We start from the raw sequence: 11,989 nt of genomic DNA, 5'->3' as shown, positions 1-11,989 counted from the left end.
AGCGCGTCGGGCCGAAGTGGTCGGTACAGACCGCCCAGGGTTCGGTGCTCGCCGAACAAGTGGTCATCGCCTCCAACGCCTACACCGAAGGCGACTGGACCGAGCTCAAGCGCAATTTCTTTCCCGGTTATTACTACCAGGTTGCCTCGGTGCCGCTCAGCGAAGATGCCGCGCAGGACATTCTTCCGGGCGGGCAGGGCTCGTGGGACACCCGTCAGGTGCTGAGCAGCATCCGTCGTGACAAGGACGGACGCCTGTTGCTCGGCAGCCTCGGCAATGGCAATCAGAAACCGACCTGGTTTCTCAAGGCCTGGGCTGATCGGGTACAGCAGCATTACTTCCCCAATCTGAAGCCGGTCGAGTGGGAATGCACCTGGACCGGGCGCATTGCGTTTACCCCCGATCATCTGATGCGGCTGTTCGAACCGGCGCCGGGACTGGTGGCCGTCACCGGTTATAACGGTCGCGGCGTCACCACCGGCACGGTGGTCGGCAAAGCCTTCGCCGATTACCTGTGCAACGGTGATCCGCAGGCACTGCCGATTCCCTTCGCACCGATGCAGCCCCTGGCCGGTGTGGGCTTGCGCAGTTGCCTGTACGAGGCCGGGTTTTCCCTGTATCACGCGGGCCAGTGCCTGCGCATCGTCATTTGAGTGTTGAAATTTGTTGCCGCAAGCGGCGCTTTTGCATCCAGCGACTAGCCTGTAATGGTGCGGGTTGTAGCAGTCCCGCACCAGCAGTGTGCAGTTCGGTGACGCGGGCTGTTACAGGCTGGTTGCACGTCGTTTGCCGCTGCGGTTGCAATGATGGCGCGTGCGGGTTGCGCCTGAAAAAACAAATGGTTTCACCTTCCGCGGTTTAGACGGTTGCACGCCCAATGAAAATGGGACCGAAACAGTCGAAATAACAACAACGCAGCGACTTTTTGAAGAATAAAAAACCGATGGCACGGGCCTTGCTCTGAGCTTTGAGTGAAGTGAAGTCGCAGTGCCAACTAAAAAAACCTTGGAGCACCACCTCATGTCCCAGACGTTTTACAAGAAAGGCTTTCTGGCCCTCGCAGTCGCTACTGCGCTGGGTGTTTCTGCGTTTGCTCAAGCTGATATCAAGATCGGTGTAGCGGGTCCTATGACCGGTGCCAACGCGGCATTCGGCGAGCAGTACATGAAGGGTGCACAGGCGGCGGCCGATGCGGTCAACGCGGCGGGTGGCGTCAATGGGGAAAAAATCGTCCTGGTCAAAGGCGACGACGCCTGCGAACCGAAGCAGGCAGTGACGGTCGCCAAGGACCTCACCAACCAGAAAGTCGCCGGCGTGGTCGGTCACTTCTGCTCGTCCTCGACCATTCCAGCGTCGGAAATCTACGACGAAGCCGGGATCATCGCGATCACCCCGGGTTCGACCAACCCGCAAGTTACCGAGCGTGGCCTCAGCGCCATGTTCCGTATGTGCGGACGGGACGACCAGCAAGGCATCGTTGCCGGCGACTACATCGTCGACATGCTCAAGGGCAAGAAAGTCGTTGTGCTGCACGACAAGGACACCTACGGCCAAGGCCTGGCGGACGCCACCAAGGCTCAGCTGGAAAAACGCGGCGTCAAGCCTGTGCTGTACGAAGGCCTGACCCGAGGCGAGAAAGACTTCAGCACCATCGTCACCAAGATCCGTGGCGCCGGCGCCGATGTCGTCTATTTCGGCGGCCTGCATCCGGAAGCCGGTCCATTGGTTCGCCAGCTGCGCGAGCAGGGTCTGAAAGACGTCAAGTTCATGTCCGATGACGGCATCGTGACCGACGAGCTGGTGACCACCGCTGGCGGCCCGCAATTCACCGACGGCGTGCTGATGACCTTCGGCGCCGACCCGCGCCTGTTGCCTGAAAGCAAGACCGTAGTGGACGCGTTCCGCAAGGCCGGCACCGAGCCTGAGGGCTACACCCTGTACGCCTACGCCTCGGTTCAGACCCTGGCGGCAGCGTTCAATGGTGCCAAGTCCAACAAGGGTGAAGAGGCTGCGGCCTGGCTGAAGAAAAATCCGGTGAAAACCGTGATGGGCGAAAAAACCTGGGACTCCAAGGGCGACCTGAAAGTCTCCGACTACGTGGTTTACCAGTGGGACAAGGACGGCAAATACCACCAGCTGGAAAAGCAGAAGTAAGGGCTGAAGCGATCATCTGATCACTACCGATCCCCTGTGGGAGCGAGCCTGCTCGCGAAGACGCACTGACAAACAACCTCTGCGTTGAATGTTCAACCGCTTTCGCGAGCAGGCTCGCTCCCACAAAGGGGGGCCGTGTGGTCAGGGCTGATCACGCTCCGACATTGCTCCGACGTACATCTGTATTTTTCCTAGAAGAACCGCGCACCCTTGGTGCGCAGGTTCTCACTGCGTGAGATTGCGTTATGGATGGTATTTTCCTGCAGCAACTGGTCAATGGCCTGACCCTCGGGTCGGTCTATGGCCTGATCGCCATCGGCTACACAATGGTCTACGGCATCATCGGCATGATCAACTTCGCCCACGGCGAGGTTTACATGATTTCCGCTTACCTGGCGGCAATCAGTCTGGCTCTGCTGGCTTACTTCGGTATCGAATCCTTCCCGCTGCTGATGCTCGGCACGCTGATCTTCACCATCGTCGTCACGGCGGTGTATGGCTGGGTCATCGAGCGTGTTGCCTACAAACCCCTGCGTAACTCGACCCGCCTGGCGCCGCTGATCAGCGCTATCGGTATTTCGCTGATTCTGCAGAACTACGCACAGATCGCTCAGGGCGCCAAACAACAGGGCGTGCCTACGCTGCTGACCGGTGCCTGGCGTGTTGAAGTCGGTACCGGCTTCGTACAACTGACCTACACCAAAGTCTTCATCCTGATCGCCGCATTCGTCGGCATGGGGCTGCTGACCTACGTCATCAAATACACCAAGCTCGGCCGCATGTGCCGTGCGACCCAGCAAGACCGCAAGATGGCCTCGATCCTGGGGATCAACACCGACCGGGTGATTTCCTACGTGTTCATCATCGGTGCAGCCATGGCCGCACTGGCCGGTGTGCTGATCACCATGAACTACGGCACGTTCGACTTCTATGCCGGCTTCATCATCGGCATCAAGGCGTTCACCGCAGCGGTTCTGGGCGGCATCGGTTCACTGCCCGGCGCGATGCTCGGCGGGATCATCCTCGGCATCTCCGAGTCGCTGTTCTCCGGTCTGGTCAACTCCGACTACAAAGACGTGTTCAGTTTCTCGCTGCTCGTCCTCGTACTGGTCTTCCGGCCGCAGGGTCTGTTGGGCCGTCCTCTTGTGTCGAAGGTGTAAGCGATGTCTGCAACCACTGAAAAATCCATCGATATCAAAAAAAGTCTGGTCGAGGCGATTCTTGCCGGCCTGATTGCGCTGATCGTGTTCGGGCCGATTGTCGGCGTGGTCCTCGACGGCTACAGCTTCAACCTCGAAGCGACTCGCGTGGCGTGGATCATTGCCATCGTCATGGCCGGTCGCTTTGCCCTCAGCCTGTTCCTGCAAACGCCCAAGGGCCTGAAGATCCTTGACGGATTCGAGAGCAGCGGTTCCGGTGTGCACGTGCTGCCGGCGGACTACAAATCACGGCTGCGCTGGATCATCCCGCTGATTATCGTGCTGGCGATCATCGTGCCGTTTGTTTCCAACTCCTACCTGCTCGGCGTGGTCATCCTCGGTTTGATCTACGTGCTGCTGGGGCTGGGGCTGAACATCGTGGTCGGTCTGGCCGGGCTGCTCGACCTTGGTTACGTGGCGTTTTACGCCATCGGTGCCTACGGTCTGGCATTGGGTTATCAATATCTTGGTCTGGGTTTCTGGACCGTGCTGCCGCTGGCGGCGATCACCGCAGGCCTGGCTGGCTGCATTCTCGGTTTCCCGGTGTTGCGTCTGCACGGTGACTATCTGGCGATCGTGACCCTGGGCTTCGGCGAAATCATTCGTCTGGTGCTGAACAACTGGCTGTCCCTGACCGGCGGCCCGAACGGCATGCCGGCGCCACTGCCGACGTTCTTCGGCCTGGAGTTCGGCAAGCGGGCGAAGGATGGCGGAGTACCGTTCCATGAGTTCTTCGGTCTGACCTACAACCCCGACGTGAAGTATTACTTCATCTACGCGGTGTTGTTCCTGGTGGTGCTGGCGGTGCTGTACGTCAAGCATCGGCTGGTGAAGATGCCGGTCGGTCGCGCCTGGGAAGCGCTGCGTGAAGATGAAATCGCCTGCCGCTCGATGGGTCTCAACCATGTGCTGGTCAAGCTCTCGGCGTTCACCATCGGTGCGTCGACGGCGGGTCTGGCCGGGGTGTTCTTCGCCACCTATCAAGGCTTCGTCAACCCGACCTCGTTCACCTTCTTCGAATCGGCGCTGATCCTCGCCATCGTCGTGCTCGGCGGCATGGGCTCGACCATTGGCGTGGTCATCGCCGCATTCGTGCTCACCGTCGCTCCGGAACTGCTGCGCGGCTTCGCTGAATACCGCGTGCTGCTGTTCGGCATCCTGATGGTGTTGATGATGATCTGGCGACCACGCGGGCTGATCCGCATCAGCCGCACCGGGGTCAAACCACGCAAAGGTGCCATTCACTACGAGAGGACTGCGCCATGAGTGAAGTCGTACTCTCTGTTGAAAAACTGATGATGCATTTCGGTGGCATCAAGGCTTTGAGCGATGTCAGCCTGAAGGTCAAACGCAATTCGATCTTCGCCCTGATCGGCCCCAATGGCGCCGGCAAGACCACGGTGTTCAACTGCCTGACCGGGTTCTACAAGGCCACGGGCGGCAAGATCGAACTCAACGTGCGCGGCCAGCAGACCAACGTCATCCAGCTGCTGGGCGAGTCGTTCAAACCGACCGATTTCGTCTCGCCGAAATCCTTCCTCAGCCGCATGTACTACAAAATGTTCGGCGGAACTCACCTGGTAAACCGTGCAGGCCTGGCCCGGACGTTCCAGAACATCCGCCTGTTCAAGGAAATGTCGGTGCTGGAAAACCTGCTGGTGGCGCAGCACATGTGGGTCAACCGCAACATGCTCGCCGGTATTCTCAACACCAAGGGCTATCGCAAGGCCGAGAGCGATGCGCTGGATGTCGCGTTCTATTGGCTCGAAGTGGTCGATCTGGTCGACTGCGCCAACCGTCTCGCCGGTGAACTCTCGTACGGCCAGCAACGTCGTCTGGAGATCGCTCGGGCCATGTGCACCCGCCCGCAGATCATCTGCCTCGACGAACCGGCCGCCGGCCTCAACCCTCAGGAAACCGAAGCGCTCAGCGCGATGATCCGGCTGCTGCGCGACGAGCACGATCTGACCGTGGTGCTGATCGAACACGACATGGGCATGGTCATGAGCATTTCCGATCACATCGTGGTTCTCGACCACGGCATCGTCATCGCCGAAGGCGGGCCGGAAGCGATCCGCAACGATCCGAAAGTGATCGCGGCCTATCTGGGCGCCGACGAAGAGGAACTGGTATGAGTCAACCGATCCTCGAACTGCGTAATCTGGACGTGTTCTACGGCCCGATCCAGGCGCTCAAAGGCGTTTCCCTGCAGATCAACGAAGGCGAGACCGTCAGCCTGATCGGCTCCAACGGCGCCGGCAAGTCGACCTTGTTGATGTCGATCTTCGGCCAGCCGAGAGCGGCGGGTGGGCAGATTCTCTATCAGGGCGTCGACATCACGCAGAAGTCCTCGCACTACATCGCCTCCAACGGCATCGCGCAGTCACCGGAAGGGCGGCGGGTTTTCCCCGACATGACCGTCGAGGAAAACCTGCTGATGGGCACCATCCCGATTGGCGACAAGTACGCCAAAGAGGACATGCAGCGCATGTTCGAGCTGTTCCCACGGCTTGAGGAGCGACGCAATCAGCGGGCGATGACCATGTCTGGCGGTGAACAGCAGATGCTCGCCATCGCCCGTGCGCTGATGAGCCGGCCGAAGCTGTTGCTGCTCGATGAACCGAGCCTGGGTCTGGCACCGATCGTGGTGAAGCAGATCTTCGCCACGCTGCGCGAGCTGGCGAAAACCGGGATGACGATTTTCCTCGTCGAGCAGAACGCCAACCATGCGTTGAAGCTGTCGGACCGGGCTTATGTAATGGTCAACGGCGAGATTCGCCTGACCGGCACCGGTAAAGAACTGTTGGTGAACGAGGAGGTGCGTAACGCCTATCTGGGCGGGCACTGATTCTTCTCGCGGTTGCACACAGCCCCGGCGACGAGAGTCCCGGGGTTTTTTATTTTTGGGATCCACCACAGGTAAATTGGGTAATTCCCGAAATTGTGGAAAACAAATTCCCCAAGCTGCCAAAGCGCGACATATAGACGCTGCAAATGGCTGTTTTTCCACAGTTTTGACTTGTCCCCGGTTACTGTGGAACTGGCTGTGAATAACGTGGGTGTATATGGTTGCAGGCCTTGTAATCCGTGGTCTCCAGGCTTGTGATTGTTTTTTGATCAGTAAGTTTCAAGCAGGCGTGAGGCGCCATTGTCAACCTTTTTATAGCGCATCCAGGTCGGGTACTGTTGTGTGTAAAAGCCTGTGGATAAGTCTGTGACTAAACTCTGGAAAGACCTCGCGGAGCGCCGTAATTGCTGGCCTCGCGCAATCACCCGGTTGCACCGTCCGTCGTGCAAAATGCCCTGTGCCGCACATCCCCCGCCTCACGGTCAAGCAAAAAACTTTCCATTTCGCCCGCAAAGCCTTGTGTGGCGCGGCTTTGCGCGTTTGCACTTGCCCCCGGAAACTGTGGAGCAGACTGTGGATAACATGCGTGCACATGGCTACAGGCCACGCTGGCTATGGCCTAGGCAGGTCTGGTTGATTTTTGTACAGCTGGCAAGTGTTGCCCGTATCCGCGAGGGCGGGCATGCTGCCTGCTGATTTTCTATTCCAAGGGCTGCCGTGGCGGCCGAAGCAAGGAGAACACGATGTCCGACACCCTGTTTATCACCGGCGCGACGTCCGGTTTTGGTGAAGCCTGTGCCCGGCGTTTTGCCGAGGCTGGCTGGAAGCTGGTCCTGACCGGCCGTCGTGAAGAACGCCTCAATGCCCTGTGCGCTGAACTGTCGAAGCAGACCGAAGTGCATGGTCTGGTCCTCGATGTGCGCGATCGCAAGGCGATGGAGGAGGCAATCGCCAACCTGCCGCCGTCGTTTGCCAAACTCCGTGGCCTGATCAACAACGCCGGCCTGGCGCTCGGCGTCGACCCGGCGCCGAAATGCGATCTGGATGACTGGGACACCATGGTCGACACCAACGTCAAAGGCCTGATGTACGCCACCCGCCTGCTGCTGCCTCGGCTGATCGCCCACGGCCGTGGTGCCGGTATCGTCAACCTCGGTTCCATCGCCGGCAACTACCCGTACCCGGGCAGCCACGTGTACGGCGCGAGCAAAGCCTTCGTCAAACAGTTCTCGCTGAACCTGCGTTGCGATTTGCAGGGCACTGGCGTGCGGGTCAGCAACATCGAACCCGGCCTGTGCGAAAGCGAGTTCTCGCTGGTGCGTTTTGCCGGTGATCAGGAACGCTACAACGCCACTTACGCCGGCGCCGAGCCGATCCAGCCGCAGGACATCGCCGAGACGATTTTCTGGGTGATGAACACCCCGGCGCATATCAACATCAACAGCCTGGAGCTGATGCCGGTGAGCCAGACCTGGGCCGGGTTTGCCATCGAGCGTAACAAGGCTTGATACCGCGCTGAGGCCATTCGCGAGCAGGCTCGCTCCCACATTTTCAAGTGCGGTGCCTGTGGGAGCGAGCCTGCTCGCGAAAAGGCCGGCACAGGCAAAACAAGTCGATAAGCTAAACTCCTCACTCAACCATCAGGCCGCACCCCGCGGCGCTCAAGGTTTCATGAGGCGTTCAAGTGAGTAACCGAGGTGAGCAGGCACTGCTCAAACAATCGACGCTGCTGATGCTGGCGGTGTCGATTGCCGGGATCGTCACCGGTTTTGTTTCAGGTTCGCAATCCATCCTGTTCGATGGCTTTTTTTCGCTGATCGCGACATTCATCAAAATCCTGATGCTGATCACCGCCCGGCTGATCGCCAAGCAAAGCAATCAGCGTTTCCAGTTCGGCTTCTGGCATCTGGAACCGATGGTGTTGCTGATCGAGGGCAGCTTCCTGCTGTTGATCGCCATCTACGCCTTTCTCAACGGCGTGTTCGGCATCATCAATGGTGGTCGTGATATTGAGTTGGGTCTGGTGATCGTCTATGCGGCGGTGTTTACCGTCGTCGAGTTCGCCTACTTCTTTTACGTGCGCCGGCGTAATCGCACGCTCAAATCCAGCCTCATCCAGTTCGACAACATCAGTTGGCTGGTCGACGCGATGCTCTCGGTGGGGTTGTTGATCAGTTTCCTCGCCGCGCTGCTGCTCAAGTCCCAGGGCTATGGCGAGTGGGCGGTGTATGTCGACCCGCTGATCCTCATCGTACTGGCGCTGACCATGCTGCCCCCGGCGTTGAAGATCCTCGGCCCGGCATTGCGTGATGTGCTGGGTATTGCCCCGGACACTCTGGATGAGCAGGTCAGGCAGGTCATGGAGGTGGCGAAGGTCGAGCATGGTTTCGACGATTACGTGTCCTACGTGCAAAAGCACGGTCGGGCGCGGTTCATCGAAATTCATGTGGTGTTGCCGGCGGAGTATCCGCTGCGCGATGTCGCGCAGCTGGATGCGCTACGTGAACAGATATCGGCGCAGTTGGGCGAGCCGGATGCGGCGCGCTGGTTGACGATCAGCTTCACCGGGGACAAGAAGTGGATTGCCTGATCTGATCCGGATGTCTGCTGAGAACACAGTAACCCTCTAGCCCCAAATCCTGCTTTGCACGAGTCAGCGAAGATATTCAGCCAGCCCGTGATAGCAAGTCGCCAAATGATAAGGCGTAGTCGAAGGCATGTCCTTGCGGCTGACCTCTCCATTCTCATCGCGACACTCATGCCAGCCGCCGGCATGCAGAAACCGCTGCTGCAACGCCTGCAACTGGCGCAGCACCACCGCTTCGCTGTCCGCCCGCAAGGTCAGCGCGCGCAGGTATTCGGCTTGAGCCCAGATCCGTTGGGTCGAATCCCTTGGCCGTCCATTGCCATCCAGATCGAGCATCGCCCGCACCGCGCCGCAGGACTCCAGCACGCCGTACTGCTCGGTAAAGGCAAATGCCCGATCCAGCGCCCGGTGCAGTTTCGAATCGCGCAACAGCGCCGACGATTCGAGCAGGAAATACCATTCGAACTGGTGCCCCGGTTCGTACCAGTTATCCACAGCCCCCAGTGGCTTCTCCATCAACACGCCATATTGCGGATCGACGAATTGCTTGTGCATGGCTGTGCATAACTCAAGCAGGGCCTTCTGCGTCTGCGGGTCTTCGCGCACCGCCAGAGTGGCGAGGAAGGCTTCGGCCAAGTGCATCAGTGGATTTTGCAGTGGGCCGGTTTGCAGGGTGAGCCAGTCACGCTCAAGGCAGGCTTCGTACAAACCGTCGCCGGTGGCGAATCGGCGGCCGATGATTTCCAGCGCGGCGTTCAATGTCGACTCGGCCAGCGAATCCCGGGACTTGTCCCAGTAATGCGCGCAGGCAAAGAGGATGAAGGCGTGGGTGTAAAGATCCTTGCGCTGGTCCAGCGGCTTGCCCTGTGCGTCGATGCTGTAGAACCAGCCGCCATGCTCGGCATCATGGAAGTGCCGTTGCAGGGAACGGAACAGCGCGGCGGCGCGGACTTCGGCGTTATCCACAACCCCGATCAGGCTGGAGAACAGATACAGCTGCCGTGCGCAGGCCATCGCCCGATAGCGTTGCGCTGGCAACGGCTGGTGTGTAGCGTCCAGCGCCTCATAGGGCAACGCCATGTCGGCGTTCCAGCCCGGGCCTTGCCACAGCGGCACGATCACGTCGAGGAAGTGCTGCTGCACTTGGCCAAACAGGGCGGTCAATTCGGGCAGGACGGTGGAGCGGGAAGCGTGGGGCATGGGCGGGCGTCACGGGCTGGGGCGATTGCGCGACATGGTAGCAGAGAGCACCGCTTGAGAGAGGCGGTGTCTGTCAGGCCGTCTTCGCGAGCAGGCTCACTCCCACAGTGGATTTGCAGCGTACACAAAACCTGTGGGAGCGAGCCTGCTCGCGAAGAGGCCAGTGCAGGCGCTAAAAATCAGCCTGCCAACAACCAGACGCCAGTCGCCGCCGAAGCCGCACCCGCCAACCGCACCAGCGGCGCCGCTGCCTGCGGAAGAACTCGCACCACGCCATAACCGAGCGCATGCAAAACCGCTGTCGCCGCGACAAACCCGGCCGCATACGCCCACGGACTGCTCATGTCCGGCAACTCCAGCCCATGCGCCACGCCATGGAACAGCGCAAACAGCGCCGTCGCGGCCACCGCCATCACCAGTGGCGGACGTACCGCCAGTGCCACGGCCAGGCCCAGCGCCAATACCGAGGCGGCTATCCCGCTCTCCAGCGCCGGCAACTCCAGCCCTTCAAAACCGAGCAAACCTCCGAGCAACATGGTGCCGACAAAAGTGCACGGCAGCGCCCAGCGCGCCGCGCCTTGTTGCTGCGCCGCCCACAAACCGACGGCGAGCATTGCCAGCAAGTGGTCGAGCCCGCCGATCGGGTGGCTGATGCCCGCGACGAGGCCACTGTCGCCATGGCCCGGGTGAGCGAACGCCAGTGCCGGTGTCAGCAGCAACGCCAGAGCGCCAAGAATGCGTTTGAGTGTCATGGATAAGCTTCCTTGTGGATAAGTGGATCAGGCGGCGGTCAGCAGGCCCTGACGTTCGATGAAGGCGATGATTTCCTCGAGGCCCTGACCGGTTTTCTGGTTGCTGAACACGAACGGCTTGCCGTTGCGCATGCGTTTGGTGTCGCTGTCCATCATTTCCAGCGAGGCGCCCACCAGTGGCGCGAGGTCGATCTTGTTGATCACCAGCAGGTCGGACTTGCAGATCCCCGGGCCGCCCTTGCGCGGCAGCTTGTCGCCGGCGGAGACGTCGATCACGTAGATGGTCAGGTCCGACAGCTCCGGGCTGAAGGTCGCCGAGAGGTTGTCGCCGCCGGACTCCACCAGGATCAGATCCAGCCCGGGAAAGCGCCGGTTCAGTTGATCGACCGCTTCGAGGTTGATCGAGGCGTCTTCACGGATCGCCGTGTGCGGGCAGCCGCCGGTTTCCACGCCGATGATCCGCTCCGGCGCGAGGGCTTCGTTGCGCACCAGGAAATCGGCGTCTTCGCGGGTATAGATGTCGTTGGTGACCACGGCGAGGTTGTAACGCTCGCGCAGGGCCAGGCATAGGGCGAGTGTCAGCGCAGTTTTGCCGGAACCGACCGGGCCGCCGATGCCGACGCGCAGAGGTTGTGTATCCATTTCATTCTCCAAAATAAACAGCCCTAAGAGCGGAAGAGACGGCTGTACTGGCGCTCGTGGGCCATGCACGCCAGGGACAGGCCAAAGGCGGCGCTGCCGATGTGTTCGGGATTTATGCGGGTTGCATCGTGCTGCGCCTGTTGCAGCAGCGGCAGCAGTTCGCTGGTCAGGCGCTGGGCGGCTTGCTGGCCCAACGGCAGGGTTTTCATCAACACGGCGAGCTGGTTTTCCAGCCAGCTCCACAGCCACGCGGCAAGAGCGTCCTGCGGGCTGATGCTCCAGGCGCGTGCTGCCAGCGCCCAGCACAAGGCCAGGTGCGGTTCTGTGGTCTGGTCAAGAAAGTCGCGGGCAGGCTCGTCGAGTTCCGGCAAGCCGTTCAACAACTGCTGCAAGGAGTAACCCATCTGCCGGCTCTCCAGATGCAACTCGCGGGTTTCGCGACTGGCGCGGTGGCTCTCGCAGAGTTGTCGTAGCTCGGCCCAGTTTTCATCTGCTGCGGCTTGGCAATGCGCCAACAGCAGCGGCGCTTCGAAGCGGGCGAGATTGAGCAGCAGTTGATCGCTGATCCAGCGGCGGGCGGCGTCAGGGTTGTGGACCCGGCCGTTAT

At 60.3% G+C, this 11,989-nt stretch carries 12 protein-coding genes; 8 read left to right on the top strand and 4 right to left on the bottom strand.

The window, feature by feature from the left end; translation table 11 throughout:
- The 8 genes from OQK_RS08025 to OQK_RS07990 all read left to right on the top strand — a co-directional run.
- Positions 1-653 (top strand): NAD(P)/FAD-dependent oxidoreductase (locus OQK_RS08025; protein ID WP_038860730.1); only part of this gene is annotated, 653 nt, incomplete at its 5' end.
- 367 nt (positions 654-1,020) lie between these two features.
- Positions 1,021-2,154 carry an ABC transporter substrate-binding protein gene (locus tag OQK_RS08020; RefSeq protein WP_016771919.1) on the top strand — a complete coding sequence of 378 codons (1,134 nt, stop codon included), beginning with the start codon at positions 1,021-1,023 and terminating at the stop codon, positions 2,152-2,154.
- 245 nt (positions 2,155-2,399) lie between these two features.
- Positions 2,400-3,314, top strand: coding sequence for an ABC transporter permease subunit (locus tag OQK_RS08015; RefSeq protein WP_016771918.1), 915 nt, complete (start codon positions 2,400-2,402; stop codon positions 3,312-3,314).
- A gap of 3 nt (positions 3,315-3,317) precedes the next feature.
- Complete coding sequence (livM, locus tag OQK_RS08010) at positions 3,318-4,619, top strand: high-affinity branched-chain amino acid ABC transporter permease LivM (RefSeq protein ID WP_016771917.1); 1,302 nt, start codon at positions 3,318-3,320, stop codon at positions 4,617-4,619.
- Positions 4,616-5,488, top strand: a complete 873-nt coding sequence (locus OQK_RS08005) for an ABC transporter ATP-binding protein (protein ID WP_016771916.1) — start codon at positions 4,616-4,618, stop codon at positions 5,486-5,488. The genes livM and OQK_RS08005 overlap by 4 nt, the downstream gene beginning before the upstream one ends.
- Positions 5,485-6,201 (top strand): ABC transporter ATP-binding protein, encoded by a 717-nt coding sequence (locus tag OQK_RS08000; protein WP_016771915.1) that lies wholly within the window; start codon positions 5,485-5,487, stop codon positions 6,199-6,201. Before OQK_RS08005 ends, OQK_RS08000 begins: the two co-directional genes overlap by 4 nt.
- A 743-nt stretch (positions 6,202-6,944) precedes the next feature.
- Entirely contained in the window at positions 6,945-7,709 is a 765-nt protein-coding gene (locus tag OQK_RS07995) for an SDR family oxidoreductase (protein WP_016771914.1), read from the top strand.
- A gap of 176 nt (positions 7,710-7,885) precedes the next feature.
- Positions 7,886-8,791, top strand: a complete 906-nt coding sequence (locus OQK_RS07990; protein WP_016771913.1) for a cation diffusion facilitator family transporter — start codon at positions 7,886-7,888, stop codon at positions 8,789-8,791.
- A 63-nt stretch (positions 8,792-8,854) separates the two neighbouring features.
- On the opposite strand, the gene OQK_RS07985 is transcribed toward OQK_RS07990, so the two are convergent.
- From OQK_RS07985 to OQK_RS07970, 4 genes are all read right to left on the bottom strand, one after another.
- Positions 8,855-9,988: an AGE family epimerase/isomerase gene (locus OQK_RS07985; protein WP_016771912.1), complete on the bottom strand. Its 1,134-nt coding sequence runs from the start codon at positions 9,986-9,988 to the stop codon at positions 8,855-8,857.
- A gap of 179 nt (positions 9,989-10,167) precedes the next feature.
- Positions 10,168-10,740 (bottom strand): HupE/UreJ family protein, encoded by a 573-nt coding sequence (locus OQK_RS07980; protein ID WP_016771911.1) that lies wholly within the window; start codon positions 10,738-10,740, stop codon positions 10,168-10,170.
- Positions 10,741-10,767: 27 nt separating this feature from the next.
- Positions 10,768-11,382, bottom strand: a complete 615-nt coding sequence (gene ureG, locus OQK_RS07975) for an urease accessory protein UreG (RefSeq protein WP_016771910.1) — start codon at positions 11,380-11,382, stop codon at positions 10,768-10,770.
- Positions 11,383-11,405: 23 nt separating this feature from the next.
- The coding region (locus tag OQK_RS07970; protein WP_016771909.1) for an urease accessory protein UreF at positions 11,406-11,989 on the bottom strand (584 nt) is incomplete at its 5' end.

Source organism: Pseudomonas sp. R62, assembly GCF_000257605.1.
Classification (GTDB): Bacteria; Pseudomonadota; Gammaproteobacteria; order Pseudomonadales; family Pseudomonadaceae; genus Aquipseudomonas; species Aquipseudomonas atacamensis.
The sequence above is the reverse complement of the archived record's forward strand: the minus strand, read 5'-3'. Positions and strand labels throughout refer to the sequence as shown.